Raw genomic sequence first — 16,819 nt, forward strand, 5'->3', positions numbered from 1 at the left:
GAAAAGAAATGTCATCAAGTCACTATAGATCTTTCATTTTTCGTGTAATCACCACTCTCAATTTTGCCGGTTTAATCGGTTTATGTAACCAACTCACGCCTTCGGCTTCTATCGCTTTTATTACCTCTGGCGAGGTATCACCACTCATTAATATTGATTTAATCGGATAATTTAAGGTTAATTTAACCTGCTTTATAGCCGCAATGCCTGTCTTGTGATTGCGTAATCGATAATCGGATATCAGTAAATTAGGAGCCCAATCAGGTAAACCGTTAATGGCGCGACAAGCCTCTTCTGCAGATTCAAAAGCGCGCACTTTACAGCCCCAATTCGCCAGAGTATGGCTTAAACTAAAACGAATACCTTCATGATCATCTATAACAATGATATCTATAGCACTCAAATTTTTATTCATATCAACGATATCGGCAACTTCAACCTGCTTGTTATCCCCCTCAGGTATGTTAATACTAAAACAACTGCCAGTGCCCAGTTCAGAGTTAAGTGATAACGGCCAATGTTGCAATTCACATAAGCGTTTAACAATAGATAAACCTAAACCTAAACCTTTATTTTGATCACGTTCTGGATTGTGCAGTTGTCGAAACTCTAAAAATATAACCTCTTGATCTTCGACGCATATCCCTACACCAGTATCTTTTATACTAAGCTTAACTCCCTCTGAATCTTTAGTGACAAAGAGTTTAACACCGCCAACATTTGTATAACGAATAGCATTTGATACCAAATTATTTAATACTTGTTTTAATAAAACAGGATCCGCCAACACCGTGCAGTCTTCAACATCAAGCTCTACAGTAATTCCTTTCTTTTTGGCTAGTGGTTCAAACTCTCCTTGTAATTTAACCAAGAAGGTTCTTAAACATAAATGCTGTGGCTTAGGAATAATAACCTGTGCATCTAATTCAGAAACATCAAGCAAGCTATTCAGTAATTCAGACATACTATTAACACTACTTTCTAAACGTTCAAATAATACATCATCTTTAGGATTGCTATTTCCTGACTTAAGCGTATTCACAATAAGATTAACCGCTTGCAGTGGTTGGCGAATATCATGACTTGCCGCCGCAATAAATTGCGACTTTTCGGCATTAAGTCGCTCAGCATTTGCTCGTGCCTGTACATGTTCAAACTTTAAAAAAATTGCGTCTATTAATGATTTATTAACACCATGGAAAAAGGCCATTAACCCAGTCCAAACCAAAATTAATGCGATATAAATATCGACACCATGATCTACTTCCATCATATACAACTTAATAACCAATGATAATAAAGGCAATATCGAAAAAAAGACTACTCGATAAAAATAATAAGCAAGTGCATGCGCTATCGTTCCCGTTAATGCAATGATCATAATAAGCATGGTATACAAATAAATATCAGTTTCTGAATGTAATAGTAACCAAGGAGCAGAAGCTATATATGCACTAAAAATAAGCAGAGGAATATCGCTAAGGTTTACCCAAGAAGAAGGATTAAATTTAGCAGGATATTTATAAAACAGATAAAAAGTAACGAGCACACTTACCAATAATATGGCATCGAGGGTAAACCATATGTTGATAGAATTTTCTGATGTTTGCGCTTTAAAAATAAAGTAGTAAAGCGGTAAACCAACAATGATAGAGCCTATGTAAATCCTCAACATTTCTTTCATGTATAAAGAGAAACTTTCTTTTTGAATTAACTCTGTATTTATTTTTTGTTCAAGATCTAATGTAAGCAATGTTAATAGCCTTTATCAAAATGATATTTATTTTGTTCAATTTTCAGTATCAGCTTGGTTATACCAATTCCAATAAGTTTATCTAAGCGCTGGCAGTACTCTTAAATGTTCTGCTTTACGGATACAGTCCATTCTATTTTTAGCGCCTAATATTTTGAATATTCGCTGTAAATGTGACTTTACCGTTGCTTCACTGATATACAAAACAGCAGCAATACCTGCATTTGTTAACCCAGACTGTACCATTTTCAATATTTCTAATTGCCTTTCGCTAAGTGATGACTGAGTATTTTCTATGGAGTTTTTCGACATTATTGCTAAGGAGTTGGCAATATGATCAGGAATAACAATCTCACCATTGATGATTTTAGTTAATGCTTCACTTAATTGATTTACCGTCCATGTTTTAGGGAGAAAGCCTAATGCGCCAAGACTTAAACACTCTGATAAGGTCACTAAATCTTCTTTTGCAGACATAATCACCACAGGGATATCAATTTTTCTGGAGATAAGTGATTTCATAAAAGAAACACCATTCATGTCTGGCATGGATAAGTCTAATATCAACAAATCAAAGTCGGTATTTTTTTTTAAAAGTGCTAGTGCTTGTTGTGCATTTAAGGCTGAGGTAATATCACATTCCTGCATATAGGCAGACAAAGACGCTTTCAACCCTTGGCTAAAGATAGGGTGATCATCCAAGCTCAATATTTTCATTATAAATTCTTAATGGGTAAGTTTGCTATAAAAGACATAAAGCTAGAATATATATTTTTATAGCAATTTAATATTAAAAGTTCAAAAACCTATAATAAATTACGTTTGATTATCATTATTTAATGATAATCAAACGTTCAAGTTACCAATTTATTATTAATTGGGCAAAGGAGATAATACAACTGTGTTAACGCTCAGTATTCCAACTAAAAAAGTAAGCACCAAGAGACAAAAATATCGCACTCATCACTAATAAACTCGTAACATGATAACTAATGTCACCTAAAGTAGCGCCTTCAGTAATTATTTGCCTAGCACCAGCCACTAAGTGTGTTAAAGGTAAAAAGTCTGCTACGGTTTTTAACGCTGATGGTGCCCCTTCTAAGCTAAACCAGACACCTGAAAGCATCATCATAGGCCAAGAAGTTAGATTTAATAAGCCCCCAATAAGCTCTTCACTTTTACTTCTACTAGCAACTAATAAACCCAAACTGATTAAACAAAAAGCGCCTAACATGCCAATAATAATTAAATCGAAATAGCTACCGAGCATTAAAAAATCAAATAAAAAGTTACAGCCGCTATACACTACAGTAGATATAAATATCACGATAAATAAACGAGATAATAACTGCGCTGAGACAAACTCAAAAGCCGATAGAGGTGTTGCCTTTAAGCGTTTTAATACGGCATTTTTACGGTAGCGTACAATGACGTAACCAACACCAAATAAACAACTAAACATCATATTCATGCCTAAAATTCCGGGTAATACCCAGTCTATATAACGAATTTCTTTTCCTACCGTTTCTAAACGGATATAGTTTTTTAATGGGACATTAAGTATTTTTTCTACTAGATAGCTCTTAGATGATTCGTTATTAACCCAATATTGGCTTGTTGAAACATCAATCACTAAATCTATGGTGTGATGACTTAACTTTTTATTAGCAAGCTCTACAGTGTCGTAATTAATATAATCAATAAACCGAATATTTTTAAATGAATCTTGTACACTTTCTGCTTGAGCCTTGCCTTCGGTCACACTATTAATAATGCCAACTTTATATGCTGGACGCCCATCCCCTGAAAAAATAACCGAAAAACCGATAAGTAATAACACAGGAAATATTAAGTTCCAGCCTAGCGATGATCTATCACGAAAAAATTCAATGTTGCGGGCTTTGAACACCGCATAAAAACGCTTTATATTCATATTGCTCTATTCTCTTAAAGACTGGCCAGTTAAATGTAAAAATAAATCATCTAAATTAGCAGACTTTACATGAAGGCCTTCTAATGAAACCTGATTTTGTATCAGCATTAATAATGTTTGCTCGACATTACTTGTAGTAATTTCAACCCTATCTGACACTATTTTCCATTGATAAGTTTGAATTAGCGAGGCCGGAACTTGTTGTGCTGGTAAGTAAATAAATACTTCTTTAAAGTGTTTACTTAAGAGTTGTTGTGGTGAGCCGGATTCAATAACTTTCCCTTCAGCCATAATCACAATATCATCACAAAGCTGCTCAGCTTCATCCATATAATGTGTTGTCAGAATAATAGTTTTGTTTTGTGCTTTAATATTTTTTATTAATTGCCAAAAGTTTCGTCTTGCTTGTGGATCTAACCCCGTTGTTGGTTCATCTAAAAAAATAATTTCAGGGTCATTAATTAATGCTAAGGCAAGTAATAAACGTTGTCTTTGCCCGCCTGATAATAATCGATTATCTCGATCTAAAAAATCACCTAAATCGCAGAGCTCAATAATTTTTTGTTGCGATAATGTATGTTCATAAAAAGCAGAAAACAAATTCAATGTTTCTTTGACAGTTAAAAAGTCTTGTAAAGCGGTATGTTGAAACTGAATTCCTATTTGCTGGGAAATATAATTATCGACTTCTTTTGGTTGTTTCTCATGGTTTTTATAAACAACTGAGCCTGAACTAGCCGAAATAATTCCTTCCATAATTTCTATCGTCGTTGTCTTGCCGGCACCATTAGGCCCTAAAAGCCCAAAACAATGACCTTGTTTAACATTGAAGCTGATATTATTGACCGCAATAACATCTTTATACTTCTTAGTTAGTGCCTCAACACAAATTGCAACACTCATAGTTTATTGATCCTTATACTGCTCTTAACTTTATTGTACTGCACTTACTCAAAAAAACATTAGATTTCTCACAAACAGTAATAATTATCATTTGCATTTAATTTGTAGTTGGTTTATTTTAAGGATTAAGAAAATGTACATTAAAGGATGAAATATGACTTCTGAAATTTCTAGCGCCGACATTAATGACACGAAGGTTCAAGTTGAATTATCAAGTAATATGTTACATCAATTGCTTAAATCAGGAGTACTACACGGTGGCGATTGTAAATGCTTAAACGCAAGTGCCAAAAAAGTTCTGTGGCAAGCCTTATTAGCAGCCAGTACAGATGATGGAATAAATGTGGAGCAATATCTATGCGCTTAAAAACCTCTGGAGAATTTTTACAGCTTGAACGCTGGTTAACTATTTTAATTGAAACCTATAAAGACTACCCAACTTACGGATTAGCTAAAACAATCAATTATTACGTAGATCGCTTATTGCATCATGAAGATATTCACCTTTGCGACCAAAAGCCTGGGGAAAGCGGTAATGATAAACGCTGTGAGTATTTGAGTATGAAAAAGTTCTGGGAATGGCAGGCAAGAAGCTAATCAACTATTCTACTGATTAACAGCTAACGACTTAATAATAGTTTAACTTTTGCTCTCAAAAATTGTTCAAGCGCTTTTTTACCAGTAAAACCATAGGTGTTACAAACATCATTAATGCTATGTTTCTGGAAGATGCGACTGATAAATACTAGCAAGTCTTGATCTTCAGCATATTTCACATCAGAAAGAACCATTTTCAGCCATAAATGTAAACTAAAAACACAACTTGAATACTGACCATATCCCTTAGCAAAATCAACAATATTTGCTTGATCACGCTCGCTCAATTCAACACAAGTTAACTTAGGTGAGTTACACATGATTAATGCTACTAACTTGGCAGATAAATACTTATACTCATCTGTTAATAGGTATTCAAAACTGCGGTAGAACGTTGAATTTATATCCGTAAGTGCCACCGTAGCTTTTGAAGACAACGCTTTAAGTACGAGTGCAGATTGTTCACCGCTTGCTTTATCTTTTTGGAAACCTATACGCGCTAACTTAAAGTAGTTTACTAGCCAAAAAGAAAGTAACGGCTTAGTCGCACCAAAACTAGACGCTAAAAAATCAACATTTTGTAATGCGGCAAAATTTTCTATTTTATCTAAAAAATAACTGCCAACGCCTTGCTGCTGTAGTTGTGGATGTACTGCTATTCGCATTATTCTGATGTAGTGATAATCAAAGGCATATTCAATTCCACATTGAGTTAATAGTGATTGCGGCACAAAATGATTTTTTAAGCGCCTTTTAGATTGCTGAATCGCATTCACTAATTCACTATCGATAACAATAGGATCTGAGCTAGCGCTAGCGCTAGAGTTAGAGTTAGAGTTAGAGTTAGAGTTAGAGTTGAAACTACCTTCATTAATTAAGAGTGCAACCGCGACTACATTTAGCTTCGTTAATTCTTTAGACAATAAACAAACAAGCTGTACTTGCTCATTATCTAAAAGCATTTTTACATCACTAGGCTTAGTTTGATAATGTGCAGTCACGAGCACCGAAAAAACTTGTTTAAACAATGACTCGTCGTGGGCTAATTCAGTCGCGCTAAATTGCTTAAATACTAGCGAAGACAAGCTATTTATTGATGAGTCCTCCGCGATACTTGGCAGTTCAGCATTCAACAAACAGGCATCAAAAACTAATTGTTCAAGTGGGTCATTAATTCGCCATCGAATAGGCTCATTAATATGTAAACTTTGCCAATGAGGATATTGAGCCGCTAGCGTACCTTGAAACTTTAAGGTAAAGCCACGACCTGCCCCTTCGTAACCATGAATAGTGGTAGCAAACACCAAGCGCGAATTATTCGACAATAACTGTTCGAGCAAATAGATAGGAATAGCCGCTGCTTCATCAACTAGCAACAAACTAGCATTTACCGGTTGTTTAATTAATTGGTCAACAGCAATAAACTCAACTGAACCATGTAACATTGTAAACTTACGCTTTTGAAACTCGCCTTCAGGCAAGCAACGAATCAAGTGGTTGAAGAAAACGGTTAATGACTCTATATCTGCTGACGTAATAACTAACCGCAAGTGATATTCTTTAGTTGCCGATTTCAACAACTCGGCGCACGCAATTGCTAAAGCAGTAGACTTCCCTCTACCTCTATCAGCCGTTAATACTAAAGGTTTATTACGCTTACCCTTAAACACCTTTATAATTGAATCAACGGCAAGTACTTGTTCTTGAGTAACACAATTATAGGGTAATAAAGAGTCATTACGTTCAAATGTATTACCCGTTGTTTGCGTTGGTAGCAAAGTAGGTAATACAAATTGGTTTTTTTCAATAATCACATGTTCAGGAAAACTTTTTAATAAGTCAAAAAATCGCTGATAAAAAAGGCTCTCTGCTATCTGTGATCTATCGTTTATTAATAGAAAAAATATACCGCCTGCCACTAGTGTGCCTGACAAACAAGCAAAAGCATCAATAGATAAGTCTGGATCTTGAAAAATGACAAAATTGCTTTCGCTACCTAATTTATCGCGAAAACGCTGCTTAGCAATATTTGCTTCAATATTATCGCTATCACCGTAAATCAGCCACTTACTGTCACTACTATTTTTCTCATCAGCACTATCAATACTTTTTAATATAGAATTCGACCAAGCATTATCTCCCACCAATACAATTAGACGGCGCTCATTTAACATCAACGCTTGTTGTTGATAACAATTAAACCAAGAAGAAAAATCGAGACTTTGCATATAAGATAAGTTCATATCATTAATTCTATATAGCCCAATAGTTTATCAAGCAATTGCTAGCACACCAATAAAATAAAATAGAAAGTTCTTCCAAAAAAAGTTTGAAATAGTATCATTAGCCCCCTATGTTGATATTGAATACAAGATTTTTTTAAGAGCGAAGACAATGGTAGAAGATGACTTTTTAGATGACATAAATGACGACGATGAAACACTCAATAAAAATATTGATATTGAGTCAGTTGAACTCACCGAAAAAACAGCAGCAGAACAAGCACAAAGAAACTTGCTCGCTCGTAAACGTATCGATGAATTAATGGAGAAAAAAAGACTAAAAGAATTATTAGACGATGAAAATGATTGGTAATTGCACCAAAATAACTTTAGTTTATTAACAAGAAATATCATGTCTTTATATAAAAAATAAAGACGCTTTTATAACAATAATGCAACGAATAAATCCAGAGCATAATGCCCGGCCCCCCGCCAATATAGTATTTGATTATAATGAATATAGGTAATGTCACTAAAATGAGCATTATCAATTGAAAATTATCACTTTTTTTTACTGTAAATGCTGATAACATAGATTTTATTTCAAAGATAACTTATTAGCCTTATGACTTTATTTGAAAAACTTCGTTGCTTACTTACTTTTGGGCAAGGTGTAGCCTTGCCTTTACCTGAGATACCTACCAACTCAACTCCTTTCCCATTATTTAAGCAATGGTTTGAAGATGCCAATAAGTCAGGAATATTACTTCCTGAAGCTGTGTCGGTGAGTACTTGTGGCCACAATGGCCAACCCAGCTCTCGAATGGTGCTATTAAAAAAATTCGACGAGCAAGGTTTTGTATTTTTCACCAATTATGGCAGTAGAAAAAGTCAGGAATTGAATGAAAATGATAAAGTCGCCTTACTATTTCATTGGAATGTATTACAGCGACAAATACGCATTGAAGGAACTGTTGAAAAAGTTTCAACACAAGAGTCTGCAGACTATTTTCATAGCCGAGATCGAGGTAGTCAAGTAGGTGCTTGGGCGTCAAAGCAGAGCCAGAAATTAACTGATGACGACGAACTAAAAAAACGAATGGCTATTTTTAGTGATAAGTACGCGACAGGCGAAGTGCCACATCCAGAATTCTGGGGTGGTTGGCGAGTAAAACCAACATATATTGAATTTTGGCAAGGACGCTCAAACCGCTTACATGATCGTGTGTGTTTTGAAAAACAAAACAATGAATGGGTTAATTTTAAACTACACCCTTAACAAGCTTTTGACTAAACGTATTTAGTAATATGATTTTCAAACACAGAAGTATTATATGGATAAAGTAACCCCGGTAGATATCGACTCACTAAACATACCTAAAAATAGGTTAATTAAACTATTTTGGGCCGTTCAATCTGCTCTCGCAATAATTGCCATACAATACTTATTTACTGATAACCAGCAAATAATCTATGCCATTATATTCACTATTATTATCATCATGCCCGTTTATTTTTTAGCCCAAAGAAATAAACTTGAATTAGGCACAAATATACTTCTTTTACTTTTAACGGTTATATTACTTGCCTTTGTTTGGATATATAACGGTTTAAGAGACGAAATACTCTTTGCTTTCCCTGCGCTTATAATGATATCTCTACTAAAAGGTAGCCATCGTTTAGCTTTTTTTCTCTATATCTTAGTTGCTATTAACCTTTTATCTATTGGTTACCTAAACGAGATGGGATACATCCATAATGAGACTAAAGAAAGTGATATACATTCCGCTATTTTACTAATCATTATATTAAGCTTTATCAGCTATATTGCTTGGCTTATTGCTGTAGAAATAAAACAGACTAATCAAGCATTAATAGACAATAAGAATGAATTAGAAAACCGTGTTAAACAACGAACAATAGAACTAGAACAATCAATCAATAACCTCAAAAATACGCAAGAACAATTAATTCAAACAGAAAAAATGGCATCTCTTGGTCGCTTAGTCGCGGGGGTAGCACATGAAATTAATACGCCGATAGGAATTACCATTACAGCATCATCACACTTAGAAGATGCGACCAATGATTTTTATAAACTTTATCAAAATGACAATATTACCAAAAAAGCGCTCGTTAACTACGTTGAAACAGCTACTGCTAGCTCAAAATTATTACAATCAAACTTAAATAGAGCCGCTGATTTAATTCAAGGTTTTAAAGAAGTCGCTATAGATCAATCAAATGAAGAAATTAGAGAGTTCAAATTAAAAGCTTATATCAATGATGTGTTGTCAAGTTTACGTCCTAAAATAGCACGTAGTGGTATTCAAGTTAATCTGAATAGTCCTGATGATTTAGTTATCAAAACCTCTCCAGGAGCGATAGCACAAATTATTACCAATTTAGTGATAAACGCGATTACTCATGCCTTTGAACAAGAAAAAGGTGGCACAATCACCATTAATATAGAACAGAAAGATCAGCAAATAAACATGCAATTCAAAGATTCTGGGTGTGGCATACCAACGGAAAATCTAGGTAAAATCTTTGAACCATTCTTCACTACCAAACGTGGTCAAGGAGGTAGTGGTTTAGGTATGCATATCGTTTACAATTTAGTAACCCAATCACTCCATGGAAATATCACATGTTCTAGTAACCTAGGGAAAGGAACCTGCTTCCATATAAACTTCCCGAGACAATAAACAATACAATAAACCTTAGTGTTTAACTCTTGGGCTTTGGAATAACATTAGGTTTTACACATTTAGGTAGCGTATTAGCACTTTTTTTAGCTAAATAATAAGGCTTAGAAACGGTTAAGTGATCAGTGAGTTGTTTAATGCGCGTTTCATTTGATGGATGAGTCGACATAAACTCTGGTGACTCCGCACTATTCAACTTCGACATGTTTTTCCATAACTGAACACTAGCCTCGGGTGCAAAACCAGAACGAGCCATTAAATCTTGGCCAACAATATCAGCTTCACTTTCATGGGAGCGGCTATAAGGCATAATAACACCATATTGAACGCCGATCCCTAAACCTGCAACCCATAACCCTTTATTATCAATGTCGCTTGCCCCAAGCGCAATAGTGGCAACAGCTAAGCCAACATTCGAGAGCTGACTGGCAGATAAGCGCTCATTAGAGTGCCTTTCGAGCACATGCCCTACTTCGTGTCCCATAATTGCAGCGAGTTGATCTTGATCTTCTGTAACATTCAAAATACCAGTGTAAACACCTATTTTTCCACCAGGTAAAGCAAAAGCATTTACTTGTGCTGAATCAAATACAACCACTTCCCATTCACCAGGAAATACAGATTCTGGCACATTGCCAATAATAGCTTCAGCAACACATAAGACAAAGTCATTAGTTGCTCGGTCTGTACTAATAGGTATTTCTTGCTTCATTTGTTCAAATGAAGTTACCCCCATTTTATTTAACTCAGAATCAGAATAAAGCGCTACTTGATTACGGCCAGTTGAAGACGTAGAACAGCCTGACAAACTAACAAGTGCAAAACATATAATAAGAAAATATTTCATATGGGTTAGGTATCATTTGGATAAAAACTAATATTAGCATTTGCACATAAAAAAACCGAGACATGCTCGGTTTTTTTTAATATAAATCAAGTTTATCTCTGCATAAGGAGACATAGCATTAGGGAAGCTTAACCTACAAGAGCAAGTAATATACCTGCGGCTACAGCTGAACCAAGTACCCCAGCCACATTTGGACCCATAGCATGCATAAGCAAGAAGTTATGAGGGTTAGCCTCTAAACCAACTTTATTAGCAACACGAGCCGCCATAGGAACCGCAGAAACACCAGCAGCACCAATTAATGGGTTAACTTTCTCTTTAGAAAACTTATTCATTAGTTTAGCCATTAGTACCCCAGAAGCAGTACCGATAGAAAAAGCTACTGCGCCAAGGCCTAAAATACCCAATGTTTGAACATTTAAGAAAGCTTCTGCACTTAACTTTGAACCAACACCTAAACCTAAAAATATAGTTGTAATGTTAATTAACTCATTTTGCGAAGTAGAGCTTAAACGGTCAACCACACCCGACTCACGCATCAAGTTACCTAAACAGAACATCCCGACTAAAGGCGTTGCTGATGGTAAAAAGAAAATAGTCATTAACAACACACCCAGTGGGAAAATAATTTTTTCTACTTTCGTTACTGGACGAAGTTGCGCCATTTCAATTTTACGTTCATCTTCTGTTGTTAAAGCTTTCATAATAGGCGGTTGAATAATAGGTACTAATGCCATGTATGAATATGCTGCAACCGCAATTGCGCCAAGTAATTCAGGTGCTAATTTTGAAGCCAAAAATATTGCTGTAGGTCCATCAGCACCACCAATAATAGCAATCGCTGAAGCATCTTTTAAACTAAACTCAATTCCTGGTATACCATTTAAAGCAATAGCACCAAATAACGTAGCAAAAATACCAAATTGCGCTGACGCTCCTAACAATAAAGTTTTAGGGTTCGCAATCAAGGCGCCAAAGTCGGTCATAGCACCGACTCCCATAAAGATTATTAATGGGAATATGCCTGTATCTATCCCTGCATAATAAATATAGTGTAGTAAGCCACCTACTTCAGAAAACCCAGCAACTGGAATATTCGTTAATATAGCCCCAAAGCCCATAGGAAGGAGTAATAACGGTTCGAAATTTCTTGCAATAGCAAGATACAACAAGCCACAGCCAACCAACATCATGATGACTTGCCCTAGCTCAAAGTTAGCTAAGCCTGTTGATAGCCATAATTTAGTTAATGAATCCATAAGATCCTCTACGAAAAGCTAAGTAAAGCATCACCAACAGCAACAGAGTCACCTTCTTTGGTATGCAAACTAGTAATAACACCGGCATGAACTGCACGAATTTCTGTTTCCATTTTCATGGCTTCCATAATGATGACAACATCACCGGCTTCAACAGAATCACCTTCATTAACAAGTACTTTAAATATATTACCTGAAAGTGGTGCATTCAGCGTTTCTTCAGCAGAAATAGAGGTTGACTGTTTAATCGCATCATCACCCGCTGGTAATGTAATCGAGTCGATAGAGCCACCTGGAGCGACAACAACATTATAAACTTTACCATCAACGCTAACATCGTAACTTTCTGGTGCTGTTGTATCTTTTGGCTCAGATGATTCAACTGTCTTAGCACTTGCTTTTGTTGGGATTGGTTCAAATGCTGACGGGTTATTTCTGTTCTCTAAAAACTTCAAACCTATTTGTGGAAATAAAGCATAAGTTAATACATCGTCAATAACGTCATTAGCTAAATCAATATTCTTCTCTTTAGCTAACAGCTGTAATTCTGTTGATAACTTATCTAACTCTGGATCAATTAAATCAGCAGGACGACAAGTAATGACTTCATCACCATCTAACACACGTGCTTGTAATTCCGCATTAACAGGAGCAGCAGTTGCACCATACTCACCTTTAAGTACGCCTGCAGTTTCTTTTGTAATAGACTTGTAACGCTCACCTGTAAGTATATTAAGTACTGCTTGTGTACCAACAATCTGAGATGTTGGAGTAACGAGTGGAATATAACCTAAATCTTTACGTACTTTAGGAATCTCAGTTAACACTTCATCGAATTTATCTGCAGCACCTTGCTCTTTAAGTTGGTTTTCCATGTTAGTTAACATGCCACCAGGTACTTGCGCCGTCAATATTCTTGCATCTACCCCTTTCAAACTACCTTCAAATTCAGCATATTTTTCACGAACATCACGGAAATAAGCTGCAACTTCAGCCATTTTTTCAATGTTTAAACCAGTATCACGTGCGCTACCCTCAACAATAGAAGCAATTGTTTCTGTTGGTGAATGGCCGTAAGTCATACTCATAGAAGAAATAGAGGTATCGATTACATCAATATCACTGTCAATTGCTTTCATTTGAGTTGCTACACTTAACCCTGTTGTTGCATGACAGTGCAACGCAATAGGTAAAGCAACCGTTTCTTTAAGACGAGTAATTAATTCTGCGGCATTGTATGGTTTTAACAACCCTGACATATCTTTAATACATAAAGAGTGTGCACCCATATCTTCAAGTTGCTTAGCCATAGTTAACCAACCTTCAAGTGTATGTACAGGGCTTTCGGTATAACTTAATGTACCTTGAGCATGTGCACCAACTTTAACTGCAGCTTTAATAGATGTTTTAAGGTTACGAACATCATTCATCGCATCAAAAATACGGAAAACATCAACACCGTTAAGGTGAGCACGTTCAACAAACTTTTCTACAACATCGTCAGCATAATGACGGTAGCCTAAAATATTTTGACCACGAAATAACATTTGCTGTTTTGTATTTGGCATCGCCTTTTTTAAAGCACGAATACGTTCCCAAGGATCTTCACCTAAATAACGAATACAAGAATCAAATGTTGCACCACCCCATGACTCAATTGACCAATAGCCAACTTCATCTAATGTTGACGCTATTGGCAACATATCTGCTAAACGCAGACGGGTAGCAAGAATTGACTGATGACCATCTCTTAAGACAACTTCGGTAATACCTAATGGTTTGCTCATGATTGTACCCTTATCTCTTTGACTTATACTGTGTAGAATGTTTGTGACGATATTGGCTTATAGAGCCACTAATTGCAGCAACTATTGCAGGTGAAATTTCACCGCTTACTGCCTTTTTATTTTTTGTACTAGAATGACTTCTGCTAGGTGTAATAGCATCCGGAAACTTCACTGCTAATCTAGCTAACACGGTATTAATAAAAATAATTAATAAGCTTAAAAAAGCAAACACAAATACCATTCCAGCAAGCATAAGTGTACCTGCTTCTATAAATTGATGCTCCATACTGTTCATTTTTTGTTCTCACTCGTAAGTTAGTGAAATTAGAATAATCACTCCATTTATGAAAAACAAACATTATTTTGCAGTTTCAGAAAAATAACACTTCGTCAATAGGCAAAAGGATGGATATTCAGTCTTTTTTACTAAATATTCAGGTAAATTTGCATAATAAGATATTGTATACAATATGAAACACATAAATACCTGAGATATAGAGTGATTTTAATTTATAATATACAATATACATAAGTGGTAAAATTATTCATAATGAATGCATAATATGCATAGTGAATATAAAGCCATGACTATTATTTATTTAATCTAATAAAAGCAAAGTATTTTTCATTCGACTAATGGCATAAAAAGCGGCTTTTAATAACAAAATTCTTACCGGTTAAAACATAACCTGTATAGCTTTTAACTTGTCCTTATCAATTTAATTAATTTTCATACTTAAGTGTTGATTAACCATTGCTTCAAGCCTTCCCGACCTGCCTATGTCAATAAGTGTGCTCGTTTACATTTATGAAAAACATAATTATTTATCAGCTAAAACATTTACAAATAAAAAACGATAACAACACTGAGCCGTCTAACGAGCACTTATGCGATGAATAAAGATTTAGCCAATGCTTTAGTTTTGATGTTTTATCGTATAAGAATACATAAATAGTGAGAACGTAACTCGCTTGTTACCTAAAAGCTACTTTGAAAGTCCACTCATTTTTCAAGTGTGCTTCTGAAAAAATATTAAACAATTAAAAATGTAAGCGACTCGTTCAATAACTTTATTAATAGTTGAGATAGCGCTAGCTAATTAACTTTACTTAATCTTATTATTTATAACGTAAGTATAAAAGAAAGCGTTTATCGTTTAACTTAAGCTTTAAACTGCTAGCTTACTACGTAGTAATTTATCAATATGAGCACACCAAGCCTTAGTATTTCGTTGGGGAATATTGGTATTACCGCGAATACCAAGTTTAAATTCAATGACAGACTTCCACTCATCAGATCCAAGATCAGGGCCATGTCCTTTACCATCACCTGTTGGAATGTTCTCATGAATAAAACGCTCCCATGAATCGGTGCACAGGTTTTCACTTTCTGAAATTGACTGACAGCTTATGGCAACCATAGCACTAACCAATGAGAAAAGTATAACTAACCACTTTTTCATAAAAGCCTCACAAGTTTAAAATCTTCAACAGGTAGAAATAAGACTTCGCCACAGACACATTCTCTTCTTTATATTTTTTGAAATTATGAATAGAACCAGGTCACAACAGAGAACATGACTTTCAACGATAGCCTGAGCATATCAAGCACTAAACACTATCACCAGTTCAGAAAAAAAAAGCAGCACTAATTGTGCTGCCTTTCAATTAATAAAAATCATAAAGCTACTTTTTACGGGGTTTTATTCTAGTCATACCCAGTAAAGCTAAACCAAACAAGGCTAACATGCTTGGCTCTGGAACAGCCGTTGCAGTACCCTCTATTTTTAAAGTAGCACTAAACAAATTAAAGTTATTAGCGCCAAAAGCTTCGTCACCAAGCCAAAAGCCAAATTCGTTCTTAGCTAAAATATCACTAAAAACAGAGGTGTTGCTCGCATTAAAAATAAAGTCTTGTGATGTTTTACCGTCCACGGAAGCGATATCTCTTTTATTAACCGTATCAGCATTATTACCGCCGGAAGCAGCCATAACTTTCCAATCTTCACGAATGGAGAAGATGAAGAAGGGTAATACATCATTAGTAGCAGAAAAGGTTAATGATAGCGTAAAGCTATCAATTGAATCATAGTTCACAGTTTCTAAATCAAAGTAATCATAAAAACGATTACAACCATCAGAACTTTTTGTGTCTGTTATCTTAATTGAGTCCGACTGTAATGAATTACAGTTAGTCCCGCCAAAATGATTCAATCCACCAGCAGGTGTAACTAAAGAACTAATATTACCATAATTATTAGTAATTTCAGTTATTAAAGCTGCTTGTGAAGTGTTGGCAACAAAACAAAAAGCTAAAATAGAAATAAATCTATTTAATAAACAATTTTTCATACGACATCCTCATTAACAATTAATAACAACACAAATGAAAACACGACTATCCATCAGTGCAATTAACTCAACATTTCATATTATGGATAAAATTAAAGCATTTATTACGCCAACCTTTAAAGTGGTGCTGTACACAATTGTTTTTAATGTGAATATTTATTTTTTAGGTTTTAGTAATGTAAAACATTTCTAAAAGTGTAAAATTTCATGACAAATACTATGTATAAAATAAAAATCATAAAGAGTCACTATCATTAATGTAATTGAGGGGTGGTAAGAATATTCATATTGAGCAGATATATATTTTATTGTTTATCAAATTACAGGCGAAAAAAAACAATCATAAGATTGGTTTTTTAGTTTCTCTTTAAGAGAGAAATGTGGCGATTACTGCAGGAGTCGAACCCTTTACGTACATCAGCGCTTGGTTCGTCGCCAAGTCCCTTTGTACGCTGTCC

At 35.1% G+C, this 16,819-nt stretch carries 16 protein-coding genes; 5 read left to right on the top strand and 11 right to left on the bottom strand.

Annotation, left to right across the window (positions count from 1 at the left end; translation table 11 throughout):
* Positions 1–22 precede the first annotated feature (22 nt).
* The 4 genes from Q4496_RS08290 to Q4496_RS08305 form a co-directional block, all read right to left on the bottom strand.
* A complete protein-coding gene (locus tag Q4496_RS08290) occupies positions 23–1,753 on the bottom strand; it encodes a hybrid sensor histidine kinase/response regulator (protein WP_303610221.1) in 1,731 nt (576 codons plus the stop codon).
* A 78-nt stretch (positions 1,754–1,831) separates the two neighbouring features.
* Positions 1,832–2,470, bottom strand: a complete 639-nt coding sequence (locus Q4496_RS08295) for a response regulator transcription factor (protein WP_303610222.1) — start codon at positions 2,468–2,470, stop codon at positions 1,832–1,834.
* A gap of 187 nt (positions 2,471–2,657) precedes the next feature.
* Positions 2,658–3,686: an ABC transporter permease gene (locus Q4496_RS08300; protein ID WP_215971409.1), complete on the bottom strand. Its 1,029-nt coding sequence runs from the start codon at positions 3,684–3,686 to the stop codon at positions 2,658–2,660.
* Between the two features lie 6 nt (positions 3,687–3,692).
* The gene (locus Q4496_RS08305; protein ID WP_303610223.1) at positions 3,693–4,589 is read right to left on the bottom strand and encodes an ABC transporter ATP-binding protein; all 897 of its coding nucleotides are present in this window, start codon (positions 4,587–4,589) and stop codon (positions 3,693–3,695) included.
* Between the two features lie 154 nt (positions 4,590–4,743).
* Here Q4496_RS08305 and Q4496_RS08310 point away from each other — a divergent pair, with 154 nt between their 5' ends.
* Both Q4496_RS08310 and Q4496_RS08315 read left to right on the top strand, forming a co-directional pair.
* Positions 4,744–4,956, top strand: a complete 213-nt coding sequence (locus Q4496_RS08310; protein WP_252727320.1) for a hypothetical protein — start codon at positions 4,744–4,746, stop codon at positions 4,954–4,956.
* On the top strand, positions 4,947–5,186 hold the full coding sequence (locus Q4496_RS08315) for a hypothetical protein (RefSeq protein ID WP_303610224.1): 240 nt from the start codon (positions 4,947–4,949) through the stop codon (positions 5,184–5,186). Before Q4496_RS08310 ends, Q4496_RS08315 begins: the two co-directional genes overlap by 10 nt.
* Positions 5,187–5,209: 23 nt before the next feature.
* Here the strand turns inward: Q4496_RS08315 and Q4496_RS08320 are convergent, their stop codons facing one another.
* A complete protein-coding gene (locus Q4496_RS08320) occupies positions 5,210–7,429 on the bottom strand; it encodes a tRNA(Met) cytidine acetyltransferase TmcA (RefSeq protein ID WP_303610225.1) in 2,220 nt (739 codons plus the stop codon).
* Positions 7,430–7,580: 151 nt separating this feature from the next.
* Here Q4496_RS08320 and Q4496_RS08325 point away from each other — a divergent pair, with 151 nt between their 5' ends.
* From Q4496_RS08325 to Q4496_RS08335, 3 genes are all read left to right on the top strand, one after another.
* Complete coding sequence (locus Q4496_RS08325) at positions 7,581–7,781, top strand: PA3496 family putative envelope integrity protein (protein ID WP_215971412.1); 201 nt, start codon at positions 7,581–7,583, stop codon at positions 7,779–7,781.
* A 252-nt stretch (positions 7,782–8,033) separates the two neighbouring features.
* Positions 8,034–8,687: a pyridoxamine 5'-phosphate oxidase gene (gene pdxH / locus Q4496_RS08330; protein WP_215971413.1), complete on the top strand. Its 654-nt coding sequence runs from the start codon at positions 8,034–8,036 to the stop codon at positions 8,685–8,687.
* Positions 8,688–8,742: 55 nt separating this feature from the next.
* A complete protein-coding gene (locus Q4496_RS08335; protein WP_215971414.1) occupies positions 8,743–10,116 on the top strand; it encodes a sensor histidine kinase in 1,374 nt (457 codons plus the stop codon).
* 22 nt (positions 10,117–10,138) lie between these two features.
* On the opposite strand, the gene Q4496_RS08340 is transcribed toward Q4496_RS08335, so the two are convergent.
* The 6 genes from Q4496_RS08340 to Q4496_RS08365 form a co-directional block, all read right to left on the bottom strand.
* Positions 10,139–10,963 carry a M48 family metallopeptidase gene (locus Q4496_RS08340; protein WP_303603008.1) on the bottom strand — a complete coding sequence of 275 codons (825 nt, stop codon included), beginning with the start codon at positions 10,961–10,963 and terminating at the stop codon, positions 10,139–10,141.
* 128 nt (positions 10,964–11,091) lie between these two features.
* Positions 11,092–12,222 carry a sodium ion-translocating decarboxylase subunit beta gene (locus Q4496_RS08345; protein WP_215971416.1) on the bottom strand — a complete coding sequence of 377 codons (1,131 nt, stop codon included), beginning with the start codon at positions 12,220–12,222 and terminating at the stop codon, positions 11,092–11,094.
* A gap of 8 nt (positions 12,223–12,230) precedes the next feature.
* Positions 12,231–14,009, bottom strand: coding sequence for a sodium-extruding oxaloacetate decarboxylase subunit alpha (gene oadA / locus Q4496_RS08350; RefSeq protein WP_215971417.1), 1,779 nt, complete (start codon positions 14,007–14,009; stop codon positions 12,231–12,233).
* 10 nt (positions 14,010–14,019) lie between these two features.
* The gene (locus tag Q4496_RS08355; protein WP_215971418.1) at positions 14,020–14,304 is read right to left on the bottom strand and encodes an OadG family protein; all 285 of its coding nucleotides are present in this window, start codon (positions 14,302–14,304) and stop codon (positions 14,020–14,022) included.
* Between the two features lie 874 nt (positions 14,305–15,178).
* Positions 15,179–15,472, bottom strand: a complete 294-nt coding sequence (locus Q4496_RS08360; RefSeq protein ID WP_303610226.1) for a hypothetical protein — start codon at positions 15,470–15,472, stop codon at positions 15,179–15,181.
* A gap of 223 nt (positions 15,473–15,695) precedes the next feature.
* The gene (locus Q4496_RS08365) at positions 15,696–16,361 is read right to left on the bottom strand and encodes a PEP-CTERM sorting domain-containing protein (RefSeq protein ID WP_303610227.1); all 666 of its coding nucleotides are present in this window, start codon (positions 16,359–16,361) and stop codon (positions 15,696–15,698) included.
* Positions 16,362–16,819: the final 458 nt, after the last annotated feature.

The organism is Colwellia sp. 5_MG-2023 (genome assembly GCF_030547795.1).
Taxonomy (GTDB): domain Bacteria; phylum Pseudomonadota; class Gammaproteobacteria; order Enterobacterales; family Alteromonadaceae; genus Colwellia.

What these genes read in the sequence shown, in the direction of transcription:
- Q4496_RS08295 (WP_303610222.1), bottom strand. Translation starts at nt 2,470, where the DNA reads ATGAAAATATTGAGCTTGGATGATCACCCTATCTTTAGCCAAGGGTTG.
- Q4496_RS08320 (WP_303610225.1), bottom strand. Translation starts at nt 7,429, where the DNA reads ATGAACTTATCTTATATGCAAAGTCTCGATTTTTCTTCTTGGTTTAAT.
- Q4496_RS08365 (WP_303610227.1), bottom strand. Translation starts at nt 16,361, where the DNA reads ATGAAAAATTGTTTATTAAATAGATTTATTTCTATTTTAGCTTTTTGT.
- Q4496_RS08315 (WP_303610224.1), top strand. Translation starts at nt 4,947, where the DNA reads ATGCGCTTAAAAACCTCTGGAGAATTTTTACAGCTTGAACGCTGGTTA.
- Q4496_RS08355 (WP_215971418.1), bottom strand. Translation starts at nt 14,304, where the DNA reads ATGAACAGTATGGAGCATCAATTTATAGAAGCAGGTACACTTATGCTT.
- Q4496_RS08310 (WP_252727320.1), top strand. Translation starts at nt 4,744, where the DNA reads ATGACTTCTGAAATTTCTAGCGCCGACATTAATGACACGAAGGTTCAA.
- Q4496_RS08340 (WP_303603008.1), bottom strand. Translation starts at nt 10,963, where the DNA reads ATGAAATATTTTCTTATTATATGTTTTGCACTTGTTAGTTTGTCAGGC.
- Q4496_RS08360 (WP_303610226.1), bottom strand. Translation starts at nt 15,472, where the DNA reads ATGAAAAAGTGGTTAGTTATACTTTTCTCATTGGTTAGTGCTATGGTT.
- Q4496_RS08345 (WP_215971416.1), bottom strand. Translation starts at nt 12,222, where the DNA reads ATGGATTCATTAACTAAATTATGGCTATCAACAGGCTTAGCTAACTTT.
- Q4496_RS08335 (WP_215971414.1), top strand. Translation starts at nt 8,743, where the DNA reads ATGGATAAAGTAACCCCGGTAGATATCGACTCACTAAACATACCTAAA.
- oadA (WP_215971417.1), bottom strand. Translation starts at nt 14,009, where the DNA reads ATGAGCAAACCATTAGGTATTACCGAAGTTGTCTTAAGAGATGGTCAT.
- Q4496_RS08325 (WP_215971412.1), top strand. Translation starts at nt 7,581, where the DNA reads ATGGTAGAAGATGACTTTTTAGATGACATAAATGACGACGATGAAACA.
- pdxH (WP_215971413.1), top strand. Translation starts at nt 8,034, where the DNA reads ATGACTTTATTTGAAAAACTTCGTTGCTTACTTACTTTTGGGCAAGGT.
- Q4496_RS08300 (WP_215971409.1), bottom strand. Translation starts at nt 3,686, where the DNA reads ATGAATATAAAGCGTTTTTATGCGGTGTTCAAAGCCCGCAACATTGAA.
- Q4496_RS08305 (WP_303610223.1), bottom strand. Translation starts at nt 4,589, where the DNA reads ATGAGTGTTGCAATTTGTGTTGAGGCACTAACTAAGAAGTATAAAGAT.